This is a genomic window from Leucobacter faecis (assembly GCF_054456695.2).
In genome coordinates, this window is sequence record NZ_JBTJER020000019.1 from 1 (window position 1) to 22,285 (window position 22,285).

Below are 22,285 nucleotides of genomic sequence, written 5' to 3' on the forward strand. Positions count from 1 at the left end.
TCAAGTGTTTCGGCAGTTGAACGCCGCGGCCGCCCCTCAACTGGCGAGTTGACAAACATAGAAGAATCAGAATCCAGTGTGGATCCTGCGACTCGCTACGCTCCCGCAGGATGACGGGTGGGACGCCGCAGGATGACGGGTGGGACGCCGCAGGATGACGGGTGGGGCGCCGCAGGATGACGGTTGGGACTACCGCTGCAAGAAGTCGACCAGGCGCACCGCGTCACCGATGTAGGTTGCGGGCGTAAGCTCCAGCAGGCGCGCTTTCGCCTCGGCTCCGATCTCGAGTGCCTGCACGAACTCGACGAGTTCGGCCTGCCCGATCCGGCGCCCGCGCGTGAGCTCCTTGAGCGCAGCGTAGGGGTCAGAGATTGTCGAGCGGCCCGCGGTGACCTCAGCACGAATGACGGTCTGAATCGCTTCGCCCAGCACCTCCCAGTTGTGGTCGAGGTCGTAGGCGAGCGCCTCGGGCGCAGCGTCGATCTGACCCAGCCCGCGAAGCAGGTTGTCGAGCGCGAGCACCGAGTGGCCAAAGCCCACACCGATGTTGCGCTGCGCCGACGAGTCGGTGAGGTCGCGCTGCCAGCGGCTCGTCACGAGCGTCGCCGCGAGCGAGTCGAGAATCGCGTTCGACAGCTCGAGGTTTGCCTCGGCGTTCTCGAAGCGAATCGGGTTCACCTTGTGCGGCATCGTCGAGGAGCCCGTCGCGCCCGCCACCGGAATCTGCTTGAAGTAGCCGATCGAGATGTAGCTCCAGATATCGGTCGCGAGGTTGTGCAGGATGCGGTTCGCGTGCGCGATGCGCGTGTACAGCTCGGCCTGCCAGTCGTGCGACTCGATCTGGGTGGTGAGCGGGTTCCAGTCGAGGCCCAGGCCCTCCACGAACTCCTGCGACACCTGCACCCAGTCAACCGCGGGGTCGGCGGCGAGGTGCGCGGCAAACGTGCCGGTCGCGCCCGAGAACTTGCCCAGGTACTCGATGTCGTCGATCTGGTTGAGCTGGCGCTCGAGGCGGTACACGAACACGGCGAGCTCGCGGCCCAGCGTCGTGGGCGTTGCGGGCTGACCGTGCGTGCGGCTCATCATGGGCAGCTCGCGGTACTGCTCGGCCTGGCGTGCCAGCTCAGCGATGACCTTCTCGAAGCGGGGGCGCCACACGTCGGCGACAGCCTGCTTCACGGTGAGCGCGTACGACAGGTTGTTGATGTCTTCGCTCGTGCAGCACACGTGCGTCAACTCGGCGAGGTGCGCGAGGCCCTGCTTCTCGAGGCGCGCGCGCACGAGATACTCGACGGCCTTCACGTCATGCTGCGTGACCTTCTCGGTCGCCGCGAGCTCGTCGATCTCGGCCTGGCCGAAGCCCGCCGCCCACTCGCGCAGGCTCGCCAGCTGCTCGGCCGCGACAGGGGTCGCACCCAGCAGCGAGTGCTCGGTGAGGTACGCGAGCCACTCGACCTCAACGTGTACGCGCGCCTTGTTGAGGCCCGCCTCCGAGAGCGTGTTGCCGAGGTCTTGCACCGCGGCACGGTAGCGGCCGTCAAGCGGGCTGATGGGCTGAGGGGGCAGGGTCGTCATGAGGTCTCCGTGCGGTGTCGGCGAATAACGGGCAAATCCCCTCCATTCTCCCATTCTTTAGCGCGCAGCTCATTCGCCGCCTGCGCGCGGCTTGCCTAGGCGTTTTTCGCTCCGGATCAATGCCCGCTCCGCCCTCCGTGTCGTACCCCATTGCTAGGCTCGACCTATGTCGATGCCCCCACCGTCTGGCCCCTGGCTTCCGCCCTCCTCTGGATCACCTGTGCCGCCGGCGGTGCCGGGCAGCGCGCACGTGCCGGGCTATCCGGCGCCCCAGGGGTTTCCTCCGCCCGCGGCGGCACCGCAGACACCGCAGCAAGAGCCGCAGGCGTGGCAGCCGCCCGCGGTCGGGGCTGGTGTTGGGGCTCCCGGTATGGCCGCTGGGGCTCCCGGTATACCCGCCGGGACCCCGGCCGGCCCACAGACGTGGCAACCCGACAACACGCCGCGCGGCCGCAAGTCTCGTCGCCGCACCATCACCTGGGTGAGTGTGGGCGTGGGGCTCGCGCTGCTCGTGGCGGGGGCCGCGGTCGCGGTGAAGCTGATCAACGATTCGCGTGATCCGGCATCGCAGGTTGAACAGTACCTCGACCTGCTCGCGAGCGGTGACGCGGCGGAGGCCTCGAAGATGGTGAGCCCGAACGTGGCCGACACGTCGCTGCTCACCGACGAGGTGCTCGAGTCGGCGACCGAGCGCATTGACGTGATTTCGGTCGAGACGCTCGAACGTGGCGCCGACGGGGCGCGCGTGCTCGCGCGCATGTCGCTCGCGGGCGAAGAGTTTGAGCACGAGTTCACCGTGGATCAGGGGCCGCGCGAGCTGGTTGTGCTTGAGACGTGGGAGCTTGACGAGCCGTTGATCGCCGAGGCGCAGCTGTCGCTTCAGACTCCCGTCAGCGCGGGCGCAGTGTCGGCGGTCGTCGACGTTGCGGGCACCCAGGTGACGCTGGCAGAGACGATGACGGGCGACGACAGCGCGACGGTCTACGTGTATCCGGGGGTGTACGAGGTGGCGGCGGGCGACCTGGGCCGCTACCTCGAAAGCGATGACGGCAGCGCCACGCTCGTCGCCGGAGTGTGGGGCGAGCCCGCGACGGCGTCGCTCACAGCCTCCCTCAACATGGCGTTCGAAGACGAGATTCTCACCCAGGCGGCGGCCTACGCCGATGGCTGCGTGAGCATCGGAGGCAATGAGGCCGTGACGGGCAACATGGATGCGGCGTGCCCCGCGATCACCCGCAATACGCGGTTGTCGTCGCTCACGGTGGCGAAGTATGCGGCGGGACTCAGCGACATCAGTGCGAAGTCGTTCACCACCGACCAGTACAAGTTCGAGGTGCGCGACACGACCGCGGCGGCGAGGCTCGACAGCGACACGTCGTCGCTGTCGGGCGGCATTACGTGGCGCGACGGTGAGCCGCGCATCGTCGACGCGACGTTCGGGTGGTGGTAGCTCGCTGGCGGTGAGCAGAGCGCGGCGGTGGGCTGGCCGGGTGTGGCGATCCGGAGCCCAGAGCGGGTGAGCTAACGCCTGGAGCGCTTTTTGCCGGTGCCCAGGAGCGCGTTCATGAGACCCGCGAGCACCGACATGACGAGCGCAGCGAGCACGCCCCACCAGAACGTTTCGATGCGCAGCCCAAAGCCCGCGAGCTCTGACAGCCACGCCACGAGCGCAAACATGAGGCCGTTGACGATCAGCCCAAACAGGCCGAACGTGATGATGTACAGCGGAATCGACACGAACCGCACCACGCGGCCCAGCGTGCCGTTGACGAGCCCAAACACGAGCGCCACCAACACGAGTGTGACCGCCGGGGCGTAGTCGTCGTCGCTGATCGGCACGATCCAGATGCCGCGGGTGCCGCCGTCGCTCACGATCAGCGTGGTGAGCCACAGCGCGAAGGCGCCAACGAGTACTCGAATGATGGAACGCATGCGCCCAGTCTGGCAGCGCGCGCTGACTCTGGGCTTAGCGCGCGCTGCGCCCGGGGTGGGTGGGCGCGTCGATACACTGGCACTCATGAGCGAACAGGCGACTCCCCCCGTCAAACTCCGCGCGAACGTGTTGGCCGCGCCTGCATATCGGCAGGGGGCCGCGCCCACCAAGCCCGGATTCAAGCTCTCAAGCAACGAGAATCCGTTTAGCCCGCTGCCCGGTGTCATCGACGCCGTGGTCGCGCGTGCCGCCCTCACGAACCGGTATGCGGGTGCCGCGATGCCCGAACTGCGCGACGCGATCGGGACGATCTTCGGCGTCGACGCGGCCCACGTCGCCTTAGGCGCCGGATCAGTGACCCTGCTGGTTCAGCTCGTGCACGCCGCGGCGGGCCCGGGCGACGAGTACCTGTACGCCTGGCCGAGCTTTGAGGCATACCCCTCGCTCGGTCTCGCCTCGGGGGCGACTGGCGTCGCTGTGCCACTCACCGGCACGAGCGAGCACGACCTCGACGCCATGGCCGACCGGGTGACCGAGGCCACCCGCGTAGTGCTGCTGTGCACGCCCAACAACCCGACGGGCCCCGCGATTACGCGCGAAGCGTTTGACCGGTTCATGGCGCGGGTGCCCAGCGACACACTCGTGGTACTCGACGAGGCATACCGCGAGTTTGTCACCGACCCCGCCGCCGTGCGGGGCGAGGACGTGCTCGCCGCGCACGAAAACCTCGTCGTGCTGCGCACGTTCTCGAAGGCGTACGGTCTCGCCGGCTTGCGCATTGGCTACGGTGTTGGCTCCCCCGCGATTCTGGCGGCGGCCGCGAGCGTGGCGATTCCACTGTCAGTAACCGGTGTTGCTGAGGCGGCGGCGCTCGCATCGCTGGCACCTGCGGTCGCGTCGGTGCACGAGTCACGCATCGCCGAGCTCACCGCCCGCCGCGATGAGCTCGCCGCCGGCCTGCGCGACCTTGGCCTCGCAGTACCCGACGCGCAGGGCAACTTCGTGTGGGTGCCCGAAACGCCCGGCGCTGGTGCTGGTGATGGTGATGCTGGTGGCGTTGGGGCTGGTGCTGTCGATGGTGCTGGCGCTGGTGCTGTTGTTGGCGCTGTCGGTGATGCTGGTGATGGTGATGCTGGTGGCGTTGGGGCTGGCGGCGTGCCCAGCGCCGCCGACCTCGCGGCCGACTTCGTGGAGGCTGGCACGCTCGTGCGCCCCTTCCCCGGCCACGGCGTGCGCATCTCGGTCGGCGAACCCGAAAGCGTGCCTGAGGTGCTGCGCATCGTGCGCGCCCACCTCGGCCGCTAGCCCCTACGGGCTGATCCGGCACATAAATATCGCCCCCCAAAAAATATGCGCGACGAATTCTGCTTAAGACCGCGGGTTAAACGGAAGAAGTCGCGCATATTTTGCGGATGGTGGGTTGGGGACACGAGAAGGCCACCACTGTGGGAGCCGCAGAACGCCGAGCATATCCGGTGATACGCATAGTGTTTCATTACACTGGCCTAGATGACTGAGCAGAACTCCCCAAGCGCCCTGCGCAGCACCCCCGTGGCAGCCCTGCACGCGGGGGGCGACCCCGCGCCGATTCGGTTTCTCGACGCAGCCGGTGCCTACGCGCCCTCAGACACTGCGGCCGAGTACGCCGCCGAGCTCGAAGGCGTCGGCGTTGACGACTTCAAGCAGTGGTACGTCGACATGGCCTGGACCCGCGCCTTTGACACCGAGTGCACGCACCTGCAGCGCCAGGGCCAGCTCGCCCTGTGGGTGCCGAGCGTCGGCCAAGAGGGCTGCCAGGTGGGTATCGCGCACGCCACCGCCCCCCAAGACCACGTGTTTCCGGCCTACCGTGAGCACACCGTCGCCAAGGTGCGCGGCGTGCCGTTCGAGAAAGTGGCTTCGCTGTTTCGCGGTGTGACCCACGGCGGATGGGACGTTACCGACCCCGCGCACGGCAACTTTCACCAGTACACGCTCGTGCTTGGCTCGCAGACCCAGCACGCGACCGGCTATGCCCTCGGCCAGGTACTCGACGCCAAGATGCGTGCGCTCGCCGCGGGAGACTCGGTAGGCAAAGAACTTGAGGCGGGCGAAGCGGCCACCGTCACCGGTGAGGCCACCGTCGTGTTCTACGGTGACGGCACCTCGAGCCAGGGCGACCCGAACGAAGCCATGGTGTTTGCGGCAAGCTACCAGACGCCCGAGCTGTTCGTCGTGCAAAACAACGGCTGGGCGATCTCGGTGCCGGTTGCGCGCCAGTCGCGTACCCCGCTCTACCGCCGCGCGCTAGGCTTCGGTCTGCGCGCTGTGCAGATCGACGGCAACGACCCGCTCGCTGCCTTCGCGGTGAGCCGTCGGTTCTTGCGTCTCGCACGCGAGGGCGGCGGCCCGGCCTACATCGAGGCGCTCACGTACCGCATCGGTGCGCACACGACGAGTGATGACCCCACGCGGTATCGCGAGAAGGCTGAGCTTGAGGAGTGGCAGCAGCGCGACCCGCTCATGCGCCTCGAGGTATATCTTCGATCGCTCGGCGTCACCGACGAGTTCTTCGCCGAGACGCACGAGGCAGCAGACCGTGAGGCGAAGCGGGTACGCGATGCCATTCTGACGCTGCCAAAGCCCGCCGCCGATGATATGTTCGCCCACGTATATAGTGAGTCGCACCCGCGCATTGAAGAGCAGCGTGAGTGGCTCGCCCGCTACGAGGCATCGTTTGAAGACCAGGAGGCGGGAGCATGAACGCGGCCGTGAACGCACTACCGATCGCGAAGGCGATCAACGAGGGCCTGCGCGCAGCGATGCAGGCGAACGACCGTGTCATCTTGATGGGCGAAGACATTGGCCCCCTCGGCGGCGTCTTTCGTGTCACCGACAAGCTGCAAGCAGAGTTTGGCTCGGCGCGCGTGCTCGACACCCCGCTCGCGGAGTCGGGCATCGTCGGCAGCGCGATTGGGCTGGCGATGCGCGGCTACCGCCCCGTCATCGAGATCCAGTTCGACGGTTTCATCTTTCCGGCGTTCAACCAGATCGTGACGCAGCTGGCCAAGATTACGAGCCGCCACGACGGCCACATACAGATGCCCATCGTGATTCGGGTGCCCTACGGCGGGCACATCGGCGCGATCGAACACCACCAAGAGAGCCCCGAGGCATACTTCGCGCACACCCCGGGCCTGCGCGTCGTCGCCCCGTCGACCGCGAACGATGCCTACTGGATGATTCAGCAGGCGATTGAGTCGCCCGATCCGGTGCTGTTTTTCGAGCCCAAAGCAAAGTACTGGCAGAAGGGTGAGGTGAACTTCACCGAGCCCGCGAGCAAGCTGCACGCGACCCGCGTCGCCCGCGCAGGCACCGACTGCACCGTCGTCGGGTACGGTGCGATGGTGACCACGCTGATGCAGGCCGCCGAGATTGCGGCCGCCGAGGGCACCAGTCTCGAGGTGGTTGACCTGCGCAGCATCTCGCCCATTGACTACGATCCGCTGCTCGAGTCGGTGCGCAAGACAGGCCGCCTCGTCGTTGCGCAGGAAGCGCCGGGCAACGCGAGCGTGGGCAGCGAAATCGCTGCATACGTCGCAGAGCATGCGTTTTATTCGCTGCAGGCTCCGGTGCTGCGGGCGTCGGGCTACGACGTGCCGTTTCCGCCCGCCGACCTCGAGGGCGTCTACCTGCCCGACGCTGATCGCGTGCTCGAAGCAGTCGACCGCACGATGCACTACTAAACTTCACCATCACCCCAGAAGGAGCCGACATGAGCGAGATGACCTTCCCCCTCCCCGACGTAGGCGAGGGCCTCACTGAAGCAGAGATCGTCACCTGGTTTGTGGCGCCCGGCGACACGGTGACCCTCAACCAGGTGATCTGCGAAATCGAAACCGCCAAGTCGCTCGTCGAACTGCCGTCGCCGTTCGCCGGCGTGGTAACCGCGGTGCTCGCCGAGGTCGGCCAGACCGTGCCCGTTGGTGACCCGATTCTGCGCGTCACCGTCGCAGGTGGTGCGGGCGAGGTGGCGCCGACCGGTTCTGCTGGCTCGGCTGCTGCGCCGACTGGTTCTGCTGACTCGGCTGCTGCGCCGGCTGAGCACGTCGCTGCTGCGCCTGCCGGATCGGGCGCCGTCGATGCCGCGCCTACTGCCCCTGCGGTTGCCCCCGCGGCTGCCGAAGAAGCTGGCGGGGCTGTGCTCGTCGGTTACGGCACCGGCGGAGCCGTGAAGTCGCGCCGCCGCCGTGGCGGCGAGCCGCTCCTGTCGAACCCCGCCCCCATTCCCGTCGCAGATGCCGCCCCGGTGATCGCGAAACCACCGATCCGGAAGCTGGCGAAGGACCTGGGCGTAGACCTGACCGCGGTCGTGGGCAGCGGCATTGCCGGCGAGGTGCTGCGCGATGACGTGGTGCGCGAGGCGTCGCAGGCGCGAGTGTTTCGCAACATCGAGACGCCCGAGCCGCAGGAGGCGCGTGAGGTGCGTATTCCGCTGAAGGGCGTGCGCAAGCAGATCGCGAAGGCGATGGCGGCGAGCTCGAACGATGCGCCGCACGTGGGTGTCTTCACTGACGTTGACGCGACCCGCACGATGGAGTTTGTGAAGCGGCTCAAGGCCTCGACCGATTTTGCGGGCGTGAAGGTGTCGCCGCTGCTCATCTTCGCGAAGGCGATGCTGTGGGCGATCCGTCGCAACCCCGAGATCAACTCGACGTTCACCGAGACCGAGATTATTCGGCACAACTTTGTGAACCTGGGTATTGCGGCGGCGACTCCGCGGGGGCTGATCGTGCCGAACATCAAAGATGCGCAGGAGCTCAGCCTGCTTGACCTCGCGCGCGCGATTGAGCAGCTGACGATCACGGCGCGCGATGGCCGTACGCAGCCCGCCGAAATGGCGAACGGCACGATCACGATCACCAACATTGGCGTGTTTGGCATGGACTTCGGTACGCCGATTCTGGTGCCCGGCGAGGTAGCGATCATGGCGATGGGCACCATCAAGCAGAAGCCGTGGGTTGTCGACGGTGAGGTGCGCCCGCGCATGGTGACGACCGTCGGTGGCTCGTTTGACCACCGCGTCGTTGACGGTGATGTGATCTCGCGCTTCGTCGCCGACGTGGCGTCGGTTCTCGAGGAGCCCGCGCTGCTGCTCGACTAGCGGTCACTGCTGTTCTCGTATATGTATTAGCAGGGAACGCGTATGGTTGATCTATGGCTGGTCCTATCTCGCGCATGATTTATACCGACGATTCAGGCATGCTCGAACAAGGATGGATCGTTTATGGCTGGTTGGAGTTAGACGCCCGGCATTGGGATGTTGTCCTCAAATACTGGTTGCAGTTTCGGAAGCGCCTGTTGGCCACGCACGGGCTCTCCGTCACGAAGGAGATCCACACATCAAAATTTGTGACGGGCCGCGCACGCCCTGTCCCAGAGTTACCAGAGAAACATTATGAAAATGGGCAGCCTCGTTGGGAGTATCTAGGTCGAGAGCTTGTAGAGCTCTGCCTTCAAGCGATTCGAGATTGCCCTCATATCGAAGTGGGGGCAATTTTTAGAGAAACACCAGCACGAGGGGCTGACCTGAAGGTTGAGCGGGAAGCTACCTATACAGAGCTGGTGCATCTATGGGATGAGCAATTGCGAACTGCTGACCAGTACGGTCTGGTGGGGATGGATGGGGACGGCCATGATCCCATCTATTATGCGGCGCATCGCTCCCTGGACTTACCTGCTCGCCGGATCGTGGAAGACCCGATCTTCATGAACTCAGGCCGGTCTCAGTGGATACAAATTGCCGACATTATTGCCTGGTGTTCGTACACTCACCTGAACAATCGCCCCGACAATGAATTTGCCTGGAACTGGTATAGCGCATACCTCGCTGGCCTGAACCCCATGCGGGAGCCGCTCAAGTCTGAATAATGAAACAGCAAGACCCGCTCATCCACGAGTGTGGGGCGGGTCTGCTCTTTCAGTATAGCCGCTATTTTCAGAAATGGAGTTGAGGATGCGACCCCAAGTGGCGTATCCGACGGTTGTCATGGCGCTAATGCGAAACGTTCACATGCGTATGCCAATCGTTAATTTGAATTACTCAAAATAGTGGGTATAGTGGTGTCATATGGACACCACGCTTGCCCCCCTCACGGACGCCGAACTGCGCACCCGTTTGAAAGACGCGGGCCTGCGTGCAACCACCCCTCGAGCGGCCGTGCTGCGGCTGCTCGGCCGCGGTGGCCACTGGAGCGCCACTGAGGTGTTCGACGCCGTAAAGGTCGAGCTGCCGGGCACGTCGGTGCAGGCCGTCTACGGGGTGCTTTCGGCGCTCAGTGACGTGCGCATCGTGCGCAAGATTGAAGCCTCTGCTGGTGCTGCACTCTATGAAATGCACCGCGGCGACAACCACCACCACATTGTGTGCGTGGTGTGCGGCGAGATTCGCGACGTGCCGTGTGCCGTGGGGGCTGCCCCCTGCCTCACCGCGAGTGAAAGCCACGGCTACGACATCGTCGCGGCAGACGTCACTTTTCGCGGCGTGTGCCCCGAGTGCGCCGCGACATAGCGCAGCGCCCCGACGGGGCACGCACCCCTCGGCTGCTACCCCCGCGCTTACGCGCGTCACGCGCCCCACTAGCTCCATTGCCCCACAAGCTTCACTAGCCAAGTATCAACTACCGAAAGAGGTCTCTCATGACAGAACAGAAGTTGACCACCACTCAGTCCGGTACCCCCATCGCCAACGACGAGCACTCGCTCACCGTCGGCGCCAACGGCCCCACCGTTCTGCACGACCGCTACCTCGTTGAGAAGCTCGCAGCGTTCAACCGCGAGCGTGTGCCCGAGCGTAACCCGCACGCAAAGGGCGGCGGCGCGTTCGGCGAGTTCGTCGTCACCGAAGACGTTTCGAAGTACACGCGTGCAGCAGTGTTCCAGCCCGGCGCCAAGTCAGAGACGCTCATTCGCTTCTCGACCGTTGCCGGTGAGCAGGGTTCGCCCGACACCTGGCGCGACGTGCGCGGCTTCTCGCTGCGTTTCTACACGACCGAGGGCAACCTCGACATCGTGGGCAACAACACCCCCACGTTCTTCATCCGTGACGGCATCAAGTTCCCCGACTTCATCCACTCGCAGAAGCGCCTGGCTGACTCGGGCCTGCGCGACGCAGACATGCAGTGGGACTTCTGGACCCTCTCGCCCGAGACCTCACACCAGGTGACCTACGTCATGGGTGACCGCGGCCTGCCCACCAGCTGGCGCGAGATGAACGGCTACGGCTCGCACACCTACCAGTGGATCAACGCTGAGGGCGAGAAGTTCTGGGTGAAGTACCACTTCATGTCGCAGCAGGGCGTCAAGACGATGTCGGGCGAAGAGGCTGACGCACTCGCCGGCACCGACGCTGACTACCACCGTCGCGAGCTGTTCGACGCGATCGCAGACGGCAACTTCCCGTCGTGGGACGTCTACGTGCAGGTCATGCCGCACGAAGAGGCGAAGACCTACCGCCTCAACCCCTTCGATCTCACGAAGACCTGGCCCAAGGCTGACTACCCCCGCATCAAGGTGGGCACGTTCACGCTGAACCGCAACCCCGTGAACTTCTTCGCCGAGATCGAGCAGGCAGCGTTCTCGCCCGGCAACCAGGTGCCCGGCACCGGCATCTCGCCCGACAAGATGCTCATGGCGCGCGTTTTCTCGTACCCCGATGCACAGCGCTACCGTATCGGCACGAACTACAACCAGTTGCCGGTCAACCAGCCGCACGCCACCGAGGCGAACAACTACATGCACCAGGGCAACATGCAGTACCACTTCCCGTCGGCTGCTCAGCGCGTGTACCACCCCAACTCGTTCGGCGCTGCCGGTGGCCCCGTGGCCGACGCGCAGGCTGGTGTCGAGGGCAACTGGGAGTCGGACGGCGAGCTCGTGCGCACCGCGTACACGCTGCGTGAAGACGACAGCAACTTCGGTCAGGCCGGTATTCTTTACCGCGACGTCTTCACCGAAGAGTCGAAGGCTCGCTTCCACGCGACCCTCGGCGGCCAGGCAAAGTCGATCACGATCGACGAGATTCGCGAGCGCTTCTTCCAGTACTGGACGAACGTTGACGCGGGCCTCGGCCAGCTGCTGCGCGACAACTACGCGGCAGGCAAGTAAGCCGTAACTGAGAGGGGCGGTGCGCTAGGAGGTCCTAGTGCACCGCACCTTTTGGTGTTTGCAGGTGGATGCTGCGACTCCTTCGTCGCGCAGCATGACGGTTGTGGAGAGCTCGCGCAGCATGACGAAGGAGGAGCCACGGCCTCCCTCGTCATCCTGCGGCGACGGAGTCGATCGCAGGATCCATGCCGCACGGTGCATGTGTCCGGCGGGGTATGCCGCGCCCGGCATGATCCGGATCGAGCTATGCGTGCGTGGGCGCGTGCGGAATATGGTGGCTTGCGGGCTCGAGCTGAATCGTCGAATGATCGACGTCGAAGTGGCTCATGAGGCAGGCCTTGAGCTCATCGAGAATCGCATGGTAGCCGCGCTCGTTCCACGCATCGTCGGTGACGGTGACGTGAGCAGAGAACGCGGGCATACCCGACGTGATCGTCCACGCGTGCAGGTCGTGCACCGACGCGACACCCGGCACCGCGAGCATGTGTGTGCGGGCAACCTCGACGTCGATGTTTTTGGGCGACGCCTCGAGCAGCACGTTGACGACGTCGCGCAACAGGCTGAGGGCGCGGGGAAAGATGAGCACCGCGATGAGGATCGACGCGATCTGGTCGGCGGGATTCCAGCCGGTGAACATGATTACGAGACCCGCGGCGATGACGAGCACCGAGCCGAGTAGGTCGCCGAGTACCTCGAGGTACGCGCCGCGCACGTTGAGGCTCTCCTTCTGACCGGCCTGCAGAATGAGCAGCGACACAAGGTTCGCGGCAGCGCCGATGATCGCGGCGATGAGCATGGGGCCCGACTGCACCTCGACCTCGTGACCGAAGCGGGCGATCGCCTGCACAAAGATCACGACGGCGATAACACCCAGGATGATGCCGTTGGCGAGTGCGGCGAGAATCTCGACGCGCAGGTATCCGAAGGTGCGCTTTGACGTTGCGGGAAGTGCTGCAATGAGGCTCGCGATGAGGGCGATCGCGACTCCCGTCGCGTCGGTGAGCATGTGGCCAGCGTCGGCGAGCAGCGACAGCGAGCCCGAGACGAACGCGCCGATCACCTGCACCACGAACACGGTGAGGGTGATGCACAGCACCGCGATGAGACGCTTGCGATGTTTGCCGGTCGCGGTGCCGGCGCCCTGTAGCCCGTGGTCGTGCGAGTGGCCGTGTGAATGACCGGAGCTGGCACCCTCCGCGGCGCCCGCACCGGGCGCCGCGGGGTGGCCCGCGCTGAACTCGGGCTCACACCCCTCATCGTGGGCGTTCGTCTCGGGCTGCTGATCGCTCATGGCACTCATTGTGCCACGCTCTTGAAGCGGCGCAGCCGCAGGCTGTTGCCCACGACAAACACGCTCGAGAACGCCATCGCGGCGCCCGCAATCATGGGGTTCAAGAGGCCGAGAGCTGCCAGCGGAATCGCCGCCACGTTGTACGCGAACGCCCAAAACAGGTTCACTTTGATGGTGCTGAGCGTGCGGCGCGACAGCCGGATCGCGTCGGCGGCGCTGCGCAGGTCGCCGCGCACCAGCGTAATGTCGGCGGCCTCGATGGCCGCGTCGGTGCCCGTGCCCATCGCGAGCCCCAGGTCGGCTTGCGCGAGCGCCGCGGCGTCGTTGACACCGTCGCCCACCATCGCGACCACTCGGCCCTCGGCCTGCAACCGCTTCACGACGTCAACTTTGTCGCCGGGCAGCACCTCGGCGTGTACGTCGTCGCCCGCGATGCCCACCTCGGCGGCAACCTGTTCGGCGACGGCACGATTATCGCCCGTCAGCAAGATGGGGGTGAGTCCGAGTCGCTGCAGCTGCGCGATCGCTTCGGGGCTCGTGGGTTTCACCGAATCGGCGACGGCGACGAGCCCGTGTGCGGCGCCATCCCACGCGACGTACGCGACCGTGCGGCCCAGTTGCTCCAGGCGGGCGAGCTCCGCGCGCAGCGCGGGATCCGGATCTATAGCCCACTCAGCCAGCAGGCTCTCGCGGCCCACCAGCACCGCGTGGCCGTCGACGAGACCCGAGACGCCCTTGCCAGCAGTGTTGTGAAAGTTGGTGGCGGGCGGCAGCGGCGCGCCGAGCCGCTCGCTCGCGCCTGCCGCGATGGCCTGCGCGATGGGGTGTTCAGAGGCGGCTTCGAGGGCGCCCGCGAGCCGCAGCAACTGGTCGCGGTCAACTCCCGCGCCCGGCGTTGCCTCCGCAAGGATCATCTTGCCGCTCGTGACGGTGCCCGTCTTGTCGAGCACGACAGTGTCGACGCGGCGGGTGGACTCGAGGATTTCGGGGCCCTTGATGAGCGTACCGAGCTGCGCGCCGCGGCCGGTGCCCACGAGCAGCGCGGTGGGGGTGGCGAGCCCGAGCGCGCAGGGGCATGCGATGATCAGCACCGCGACGGCGGCCGTGAACGCTGACGCCGCCGAGAATCCGAGCGCGAGCCAAACGCCCAGCGTTACCAGGGCGACGACGATCACGATCGGCACGAACACGCCAGAAACGCGGTCGGCGAGGCGCTGCACTTCGGCCTTGCCCGACTGCGCGTCTTCGACTAGCTGTGCCATGTGGGCGAGCTGCGTGTCGTGGCCCACCGCGGTGGCCCGCACGGTGATGCGGCCGCTCGTTGAGACGGTGCCGCCGGTCACCGGGTCGCCCGTGGTGGCCTCGACGGGTACTGATTCGCCCGTGAGCATCGACGCGTCGACCGCCGTCGCGCCCGAGGTGATGACGCCGTCGGTCGCGATCTTCTCGCCGGAGCGCACGACGAACTCATCGCCGACCACAAGCTCGGTAATGGGCACGCGCGCTTCGACCCCGCCGCGCAGCACCGCGACGTCTTTCGCGCCCACTTCGAGCAGGGCGCGCAGCGCGGCGCCCGCCTGCCGCTTCGAGCGTTTCTCGAAGTAGCGGCCGGCGAGCAAGAACATGGTGACGCCCGCGGCCACTTCGAGGTACATGTTGCCCGCTCCGTCATGCGGGCTGATGCTCAGCTCAAAGGCGTGGGTCATACCCTTCTCGCCTGCGCTACCGAGAAACAGGGCGTACAGCGACCACAGGTAGGCCGCGCTCGTGCCCACCGACACGAGGGTGTCCATGGTGGCGGCGCCGTGGCGGGCGTTGATGAACGCGGCGCGGTGAAACGGCCACGCCGCCCACACGATCACCGGCGACGTGAGTGCCAACATCGCCCACTGCCAATACGTGAACTGCAGCGCCGGAACCATCGAAATCACGATCACCGGCACCGACAGCCAGATCGAGCCGATGAGCCGCTGCCTCAGGCTCGCGAGCTCGGGGTCGGGTTGCTGAGTGCCTGTTCGCGCAGCGGGCGCGGTGCTTGTTCGCACGGCGCTTGCTTGCTCGGCCGCGGTGTGATCCGGATCATTGCCCGCGGGCCCAGGCGTGGTCGCGACCGCAGCGGCGGGCGGCGTCGGTAACGTCGGGGCCGCGGGTAGCTGCGCAGAGTAGCCGGTCTTTGTGACCTCGGCGATGAGCAGCTGGGGGTCATACCCCTCGGGGGTGTGCACGCGGGCTTTCTCGGTGGCGTAGTTGACCGTGGCCTCGACGCCGTCGAGACGGTTGAGCTTCTTCTCGATGCGGTTGGCGCAGGAGGCGCAGGTCATGCCGCCGATTTCGAGGTCGAACGTGGTGGGGAGTGACATGCTGCCTTCCTTCGCGAGTGTGAGTGGTGTGGAAGCTGGCGCGGGTTACGCCTGCGCGGCTTCGTAACCCGCTTCGTCGACGGCCGCGATCACGGCTGCCACGAAGGGGGCGTCGGTGGCTGAATCGTGGGTGACGCTGAGCTTGCCTGTCTCGGCGCTCACCGCGATCTCGGTGACACCCGCGACGCTGCCCACCTCTTCGCGCACGGCCTTCTCGCAGTGGCCGCAGGTCATGCCGGTGACCTGAAATTCGGTGGTGGTGCTCATGGTAGCTCCTCGTTGGGTTGCGGTGGCGTCCGATTGGGCGCTCACCAACACTATACCCCCCAGGGGTATGTACGTAAACCTGTAACGCGGCTTCAACCGAGTAGGTCGAGGATGTCGTCTGCCGAGATCGTGCCGGGGCTCGCCCCGCCACCGTCGAGTACCCGGCCAAAGAGCTCGGCCTTTGACTCGCGCAGCGCGATCACCTTCTTCTCGATCGTGTTCGCCGCCACGAGGCGGTACACGAACACGGGGCGCTCTTGCCCGATGCGGTGGGTGCGGTCGATCGCTTGTGCCTCGACGGCCGGGTTCCACCACGGGTCGAGCAGCACCACATAGTCGGCCTCGACAAGGTTGAGGCCGAAACCTCCGGCCTTGAGCGAGACAAAGAACACGGGAGCGTCACCGGTGCGAAACTCGTCGATCACTTCGCCGCGGTTGGTGGTGGACCCGTCGAGGTAGCAAGACATTAGCCCCGCCGCTTCGGCACGGTCGCGGGCTGACCCCAAGAACCGGGTGAACTGGCTGAGCACGAGCACGCGGTGCCCCTCGTCGGCGGCCTCGGTGAGCAGTTCGACGAGCGCCTCAAGCTTCGCCGACGGGACGGTGCTTGCTTGGCTTGCTTTGCTTTCGTGGCGTTCGACGAGCGCGGGGTCGAGGGCGAGCTGCCTGAGCATGGTGAGCGACTTGAATATCTGAAACCGGTTCGCCTCCATGTTTGTGACGAGCCCCAAGATCTTTTGTCGTTCGCGTTGAAACCGCAGGTCGTAGAGTTTGCGGTGCCTGGGGTGCAGCTCGACCTCGATGACCTGCTCTTGTTTGGGTGGCAGTTCTTTGGCGACGAGGTCTTTGGTGCGGCGCAGCAGAAAGGGCCGCAGCCGGCGCTGCAGCAGCGCGAGGCGCTCGGGGTTTTGTTGCTTCTCGATCGGGGTGCGGTAGAACTCAGTGAACTTGGCGCGGTTGCCGAGCAAGCCCGGGCAGGCGAGCGAGGTGAGCGCCCACAGCTCGAGCAGGTTGTTCTCGAGCGGGGTGCCCGTGACGACGAGCGTAAACGGGGCACCGAGCATGCGCGCGGCGCGGTGGCCGTGGGAGGCGAAGTTCTTGATCTGCTGCGCCTCGTCGAGAATGAGCCCCGACCATTCGAGGTCGCGGTACGCTTCGGCTTCGCCGCGAAACAGGGCGTAGCTGGTGACGACCACGTTGGCGCCGTGCACGGCGTCGGCGAGCGGGGCACCCCGCTTGCCCTCCATGCCCGTGATGGTGGCGACCTGCATGGCCGGGGCGAATCGGGCGCACTCGCTCGCCCAGTTGCTCACGACGCTGGTCGGCGCCACCACCAAAAACGGCGGCATCTGGGGGTCTTCTTCGCGGGCCAGCTCCATCATGGCGATGGTCTGCAGTGTCTTGCCGAGCCCCATGTCGTCGGCGAGAATGCCGCCGAGGCCGTGGGCGCGTAGAAAGTGCAGCCACGCGAGCCCGTCTTCTTGGTAGTCGCGCAGCGTCGCGTTGATGCCCTTGGGCTTGGTCACGCGCGGGATCTCGGCGTTTGGGCCGAGTGACTGCATGGCCAGCCACCAGTCGGCCTCTTGCGCGGCCACGATGCCGAGCTCGCGCAGGTCGTTCCACAGGTCGATATTGTGTCGGTTGACGCGCACGCCCTCCCTAAAGCGTGCCTTGTCGCCGTCGACGAGCGCGCGGGCTTCATTGAGGATCTCGCGTAGCTTGTCGAACTCTGGCGACATGAGCGAGAAGTACTTGCCGCTCGGTAGCACGAACAGTGCGTCGCCCAGGGTGAGGGCAGTGAACAAGGACGCAAACTCGACGATCTCACCCTCGACCTGCACCGACACGTGCAGGTCGAACCAGTCGCCCGACTCTTGCGCGCGAATGTCGACCTTGGGCACCGTGTCGAGCGCCTGATAATTGGGGGTCTCGCTGTGCTCGATGACCTCGACACCGTCGATCTCGCGTATGCCGGGCAACGCCTCGGTCACAAACTGCACACTCTGTGTCTGGTTGAGGCTCGACCGGGGTGGCGCAAAAGTATCGCTGCCTGGCTCCTCTGGGAACCCTAACCCAGGGGGGAACGTCAGATCGGGGCACACGAGATCTGCGATGCTCTCGGGCAGCGTCTTGAGCAGGGTCTCGCGTAGCGCGGCCAGGATCGGTCGTTCGAGTGCCGGATCGCGCGGAAACCGGTCTGGCCGGTGCCACTTCCAGGCCAGGCGGGTCTGGCGTGCACCGTCGGGGCCGCGTGCCCGCCCGGCACCAGCGGTCTCGTAAGTGATCTCGAGGCGCAGCGTGGGCGCTGCAGGCTGGGGAATCGTATAGCTGTCGTCGGGGGAGGCAAGGGGCAGCTCGGCCAGCAGTCGCGGCAGGTACTCGTCTTCGAACGCCGCGCGCTCGGATTCGGGAATAACGAGCGGCTCAGGCATGGCGAGCAGCTTGCGGCCCACCTGAGTGAGCGGATCGACGAGCTTCGCGATGGTAATGCGTTCATTGGCTGCCGAGGGCTGCTCGATGAGCGCGAACGCGGCGGTGGGCGTGCCGATCCACCAGGGGTGCTCTGTTACATGATTTTCGTCGCTGTTCGCGGCACCGGCAGTTCCGCTGGCACCGGCATCATCACCAGCATCGTCAGCGCCCGGGCCCCGCCCACCCGCGGCCCCGATGCTCAGACGCGCCGTGATCTCGAGGTGGTCGCCCTGCCGCGACACGAGCCCCTCGACCTTGCCCACGCCGTCGAGAAATGTGACCGGCCGCTGGTTCGCGCCCGCCGACACGATCGCGATCGCTTTGGCGGCATCGCGCAGCGTCGCCCACAGTGCATCACCCGGCGCACGCGACAGGTCGAGCCAGTCGTTCGTTGAATAGTACGTGGAGTAGCGCTCAGCGACCGCCCGAATGCGCACGAGCGCGCGGGTGGCCTCGCGTGAACCACCCAACTGCTCAACGTTGCTCCACTTGGCCGAGCCGCGAATCCACTTGCCTCGCGACCCGAGAATACCTGGACGCATCGACAGCGTCGCCGCGTCGTGACTGTACAGTCGTGACGACGATGGCTGCAGCGCCGTAATAAACAGGCACAGCGTTGCCCGCACCTCGCGGCGCGGCGCGGGCAGCGCGGTGTCGAGTTCGTGCGCCCAGCCAGACAGGCGCGGGGCGGGCGCCTGGACGCGCGCGGGCAGGTGCAGAGGCACCCTGGGTTTCTGGGCTCCCGGGCCGTGTGCGCTGAATGTCTGCAGCAGCAGGGCAACCGAGTGCGCGCACGGCCCACCGTCATCGTCGTAATACTGTGCACCCTCGGGCAAGAACGCGCACGAGCAGCCGTAGGTAACGCCCGCGGTACCCGAGCGATAGTCCACGATGTCATCAAACTCGTGCGCCTCGTCCTCGCTGGGCGCAAAATCAACGCCCACCTCAGCAGCAACCTCAGCGGTGGCCCGAGCACGGCTGAGCGATACGACGCCGGTGGCATTAAACCCGTCGTCGAACTCCTCGACGCTGCGCGTAACCACGCGACGCTCAGCGATGATCGCAATCGCCTGACTGAGCACGCTGCGCGAAGCGACCTGCTTCGCGATCGAGAGTGCATCTGCTGTGACGTCCATATCTTCAGTGTTCACCATGCCACTGACACCGTGTCAAGCACGGTACGCAACACCGCGCGACGGGCTCCGGATCAGTGCGACCCCGCACTGATCCGGAGCCGCGGGTTATTGCGTCGCCAGCAGGGCAGACGCGACCGGGCCGTCCTCCTGCCAGAGCAGCGGGCAGAACTCGACCCACTTGAGCAGGGGTGTCTCGGGCAGTTTCTCATGCGTCACGAACCTGATGCCGTGCGCGTTGGCCGCGCGCTCGCCGCCGAGCGCCGCCACCACACGATCCGGGCGGAGGCGCCTGAACGCGTCGTGCAGGGCGCTGTAGTGCGTGGGCGTCACGCCAAACGCGGCGAGCCCGCGCGCGATGCCGACGTACCCCACGTTGAGCGGCGACGCGGGCTGCGTCGTGCGAATGTGATGGTACATGCGGTTGTGCGCGAGGCCGCTGCGCAGCGGGCCCTTCAGTGCGACGAGCCAGCTCAGCAGCTCGTCGGCTTCGAGGCTCCGAGAAGGTGTCTGGCCGCTCTCGATCGCGCGCCAGCACGCGCAGCCTGCGGCGCACGTGAGCCGCACCGGCGGCAACTCGGGCTGCGGGTCAGGGTGTGCGGCGGGCAGGGCGGGGGTGCCGTGCTCGGTGCCGTCGTTACCGATGAGGGTGATGCTGGCGTGTGAAGCGTGCACTCCGGTGCCGGGGTTGGTGCCGGGGTTTGTGGGCTGGTTTTGGATTCCGTGAATGGACACGGGTCACCTCCGTGAAGAGAAACTGACTTGCGGGCCCTTTTGGGCCTGCCGGCTCTTCCCCTGGGGCACCCCGCTCAGTGAGGAGGGTTGCCGTGCAGCTAGCCAGGTACTTAGCGCTGCAGCTCGAGAGCACGCCCAGCGTAGCAGAAGTTTGGGCGGTGTACATGCAGGCAGGTGCGTTCTCGGAGGCCCGATGCTGGGCGCAAAGTTTCAAAGTTATGCATAGTTATGACACTCAACTCAAGGGTGTGCGTTGAGTGTTATAACTATGCATAAATCTGGCATAAACGAGCGCAGTGCCGTGTTTGCGGAGGTCGATTAAGCCGATTTATGAGGTTGTTGGGCTCTTTAGAAATGTGAGGGTGCCGCGCTGCTTGCCGCTCTTGACTACTGATCATTTGTACGAACGATTTGTTCGCTTATCTGGAGTTTTCACGCTACTTCGGGTGGCGTGCGGGGCTTGACTTCGGGTGAATTTTGCTTCTCGCACGAGGCGTTGGCTTCAAAGTTATGCATAGTTATAACACTCAACTCAAGGGTGTGAGTTGAGTGTTATAACTATGCATAAAGTCGGCTAAACCGGGCCATTAGAGGGTCGCGGGCGGGCCTTAAATGAGCAAAGTGCAACTCAAACTGCAGATTCAAACTGGCAAACTGCAATTCATACTATAAAAGTTGCACTTAGAGTTGTACTCTTGCAGTATGACCTGGAACGAAGGCCGCATCCTAGAGCTTCTGGACACCCTGCGGGTGCACCGGGGCGACACTACGTCGGTAGAAGTGAAGCGGGCGGCTGGTGGCGTGCCCGAGGCGGCGGCCAGCACCATCTGCGCGTTTGCAAACATGCCTGAGGGTGGCGTGATGCTGCTCGGCATCGACGAGGCGTCAAACTTCACAGTTGTCGGGGTCGCTGATCCAGCAGCGATGGAAGCCGGCATCGTCAACCAGGCGCGGTCGGCGATCGACCCCGCCCCGCACCTCGACACCTACTCGGTCGCGGTAGACGGCAAGCAGGTGGTGGTGGTTGAGGTGACCCCGTTGCGGCTCGCCGACCGGCCAGCGGTCTACCAGGGCAGGGCCTACCTGCGGCAGGCTGACGGTGATTTTGTGATGCACGAACACGACCTGCGCATGATCGAGGTCGAGAAAGCGCTGCTGCAGACCCCCGACAACTATGACCTGCAGCCCGTACCCGGCGTGACCGCAGAAGATCTCGTGCCCGAGCTCGTCGCACAGTACCTCCGCGCTGCGCGCAGCCGCGACCGGCGACTCAGCGAGCGCACCGACGCCGAGATTCTGCGTCGCACCGGCGTTGTCACGGCATCGGGGGAGCCGACCCTGGCTGGGCTTTATGCACTGGGGGATTACCCTCAGGGGCAGTATCCGAGCCTCACCGTGACGGCCGCGGTGCAGCTGCCGAGCAACGACCGGGGCGAGCGTACCCGCGACCTCAAACATTTCACTGGTCCGGTGCCGGTGCTGCTCGACGAACTGATGGTCTGGTGTGAGCAGAATATTGTGGCCACACGCTTCTACCGCGCCGACGGACACATGGGCGAGCGCCCACAATTGCCCCTCAGTGCGGTTCGAGAGCTACTCGCCAACGCGCTCGTGCACCGTGATCTCAGCCCCAACACCCTCGGTATCGGCAAACAGGTTCAGGTGCGCCTCACGCCGCGGGCGCTGTTCATCGTCAGCCCCGGCGGGCTGCGCGGGGTCTCTCTCGACCAGCTCGAGAGCGAGGACCACGCGCAGGCCGCCGTCAACCAGCGGCTTTATGGCATCGCGCAAAAGCTGCGCACTGCAGACGACGCGTTCGTCATCGAGGGCGAAGGCGGCGGCATTCGCGAAGTGTTTCGCGCCGCGAGTGAATACGGTCTGCCGACCCCCTCGCTCACCAACACCGGCGTGCAGTTTAAGGCCACCCTGTGGCTCCCCGTCGCAGGCGAGCTGCCCCGCGATGCGACCCCGCGCCCCAGTGGGGTCGCGGCCCATACGGCCGCAGAAACGACTGCTCAATCACCCGCGACCAAGGGCGCTCAAGAGCCTGGCCCCGCGGTGCATTGGGTTGATCCGGATCGCCATGAGCCGCAGCGCCCCGCCATTCAGGGCGGTGGCAACGATGCCGCGGTGCTGGCGGCGATCGCACGCGCGGGCGAGGTGACCGTGAAGGAACTCCAGTTGGCGCTGGGGCTCACGGTGGGGCAGGTGCGGTACTCGCTCAACAAAGCGCTGCGCAGCGGCGACGTCGAGATGGTCGGAGGCCAGGGCCGAAAGCGCACGGTGTATCGACTGGGGCGATAATGTCGGCGGCATAGGGCATTATGCGGTCACACTCCCCGTCAGAGTGAGGTGTCGGGGCCGGTCGGCTCGA

Annotated in this window: 16 protein-coding genes and 1 riboswitch; of the genes, 9 read left to right on the top strand and 7 right to left on the bottom strand. The window is 65.7% G+C overall.

Annotated elements, in window-relative coordinates; translation table 11 throughout:
* Positions 1–189: 189 nt before the first annotated feature.
* Positions 190–1,575: an adenylosuccinate lyase gene (gene purB / locus ACXR2W_RS13575; RefSeq protein ID WP_458816897.1), complete on the bottom strand. Its 1,386-nt coding sequence runs from the start codon at positions 1,573–1,575 to the stop codon at positions 190–192.
* Between the two features lie 166 nt (positions 1,576–1,741).
* Between purB and ACXR2W_RS13580 the strand changes: the two genes are divergently transcribed.
* Positions 1,742–3,025 carry a hypothetical protein gene (locus ACXR2W_RS13580; RefSeq protein WP_458816895.1) on the top strand — a complete coding sequence of 428 codons (1,284 nt, stop codon included), beginning with the start codon at positions 1,742–1,744 and terminating at the stop codon, positions 3,023–3,025.
* Between the two features lie 71 nt (positions 3,026–3,096).
* On the opposite strand, the gene ACXR2W_RS13585 is transcribed toward ACXR2W_RS13580, so the two are convergent.
* Positions 3,097–3,507, bottom strand: a complete 411-nt coding sequence (locus tag ACXR2W_RS13585; RefSeq protein WP_458816893.1) for a phage holin family protein — start codon at positions 3,505–3,507, stop codon at positions 3,097–3,099.
* An 85-nt stretch (positions 3,508–3,592) separates the two neighbouring features.
* On the opposite strand from ACXR2W_RS13585, the gene ACXR2W_RS13590 reads away from it, so the two are divergent.
* The 7 genes from ACXR2W_RS13590 (at position 3,593) to ACXR2W_RS13620 (ending at position 11,653) form a co-directional block, all read left to right on the top strand.
* Positions 3,593–4,813, top strand: a complete 1,221-nt coding sequence (locus ACXR2W_RS13590; protein WP_458816890.1) for an aminotransferase class I/II-fold pyridoxal phosphate-dependent enzyme — start codon at positions 3,593–3,595, stop codon at positions 4,811–4,813.
* 204 nt (positions 4,814–5,017) lie between these two features.
* A complete protein-coding gene (locus ACXR2W_RS13595; RefSeq protein WP_458816888.1) occupies positions 5,018–6,250 on the top strand; it encodes a thiamine pyrophosphate-dependent enzyme in 1,233 nt (410 codons plus the stop codon).
* A complete protein-coding gene (locus ACXR2W_RS13600; RefSeq protein ID WP_458816886.1) occupies positions 6,247–7,233 on the top strand; it encodes an alpha-ketoacid dehydrogenase subunit beta in 987 nt (328 codons plus the stop codon). The genes ACXR2W_RS13595 and ACXR2W_RS13600 overlap by 4 nt, the downstream gene beginning before the upstream one ends.
* 29 nt (positions 7,234–7,262) lie before the next feature.
* Complete coding sequence (locus ACXR2W_RS13605; RefSeq protein WP_458816884.1) at positions 7,263–8,651, top strand: dihydrolipoamide acetyltransferase family protein; 1,389 nt, start codon at positions 7,263–7,265, stop codon at positions 8,649–8,651.
* 53 nt (positions 8,652–8,704) lie between these two features.
* Positions 8,705–9,418: a DUF3800 domain-containing protein gene (locus tag ACXR2W_RS13610; RefSeq protein ID WP_458816882.1), complete on the top strand. Its 714-nt coding sequence runs from the start codon at positions 8,705–8,707 to the stop codon at positions 9,416–9,418.
* Positions 9,419–9,617: 199 nt separating this feature from the next.
* Positions 9,618–10,058 carry a Fur family transcriptional regulator gene (locus ACXR2W_RS13615; RefSeq protein ID WP_458816880.1) on the top strand — a complete coding sequence of 147 codons (441 nt, stop codon included), beginning with the start codon at positions 9,618–9,620 and terminating at the stop codon, positions 10,056–10,058.
* Between the two features lie 128 nt (positions 10,059–10,186).
* Entirely contained in the window at positions 10,187–11,653 is a 1,467-nt protein-coding gene (locus ACXR2W_RS13620; protein ID WP_458816878.1) for a catalase, read from the top strand.
* 244 nt (positions 11,654–11,897) lie between these two features.
* Here the strand turns inward: ACXR2W_RS13620 and ACXR2W_RS13625 are convergent, their stop codons facing one another.
* The 5 genes from ACXR2W_RS13625 to ACXR2W_RS13645 form a co-directional block, all read right to left on the bottom strand.
* Complete coding sequence (locus tag ACXR2W_RS13625; RefSeq protein WP_458816876.1) at positions 11,898–12,944, bottom strand: cation diffusion facilitator family transporter; 1,047 nt, start codon at positions 12,942–12,944, stop codon at positions 11,898–11,900.
* Between the two features lie 5 nt (positions 12,945–12,949).
* On the bottom strand, positions 12,950–15,304 hold the full coding sequence (locus tag ACXR2W_RS13630) for a heavy metal translocating P-type ATPase (protein ID WP_458816874.1): 2,355 nt from the start codon (positions 15,302–15,304) through the stop codon (positions 12,950–12,952).
* A 45-nt stretch (positions 15,305–15,349) separates the two neighbouring features.
* Positions 15,350–15,571, bottom strand: a complete 222-nt coding sequence (locus ACXR2W_RS13635; protein WP_458816871.1) for a heavy-metal-associated domain-containing protein — start codon at positions 15,569–15,571, stop codon at positions 15,350–15,352.
* Positions 15,572–15,663: 92 nt separating this feature from the next.
* On the bottom strand, positions 15,664–19,179 hold the full coding sequence (locus tag ACXR2W_RS13640; protein ID WP_458816869.1) for a DEAD/DEAH box helicase: 3,516 nt from the start codon (positions 19,177–19,179) through the stop codon (positions 15,664–15,666).
* A gap of 105 nt (positions 19,180–19,284) precedes the next feature.
* Positions 19,285–19,911: a hypothetical protein gene (locus tag ACXR2W_RS13645; protein WP_458816867.1), complete on the bottom strand. Its 627-nt coding sequence runs from the start codon at positions 19,909–19,911 to the stop codon at positions 19,285–19,287.
* A gap of 18 nt (positions 19,912–19,929) precedes the next feature.
* Positions 19,930–20,042, bottom strand: a riboswitch (SAM riboswitch).
* A gap of 571 nt (positions 20,043–20,613) precedes the next feature.
* On the opposite strand from ACXR2W_RS13645, the gene ACXR2W_RS13650 reads away from it, so the two are divergent.
* Positions 20,614–22,215 (top strand): ATP-binding protein, encoded by a 1,602-nt coding sequence (locus ACXR2W_RS13650; protein ID WP_458816865.1) that lies wholly within the window; start codon positions 20,614–20,616, stop codon positions 22,213–22,215.
* Positions 22,216–22,285 lie beyond the last annotated feature (70 nt).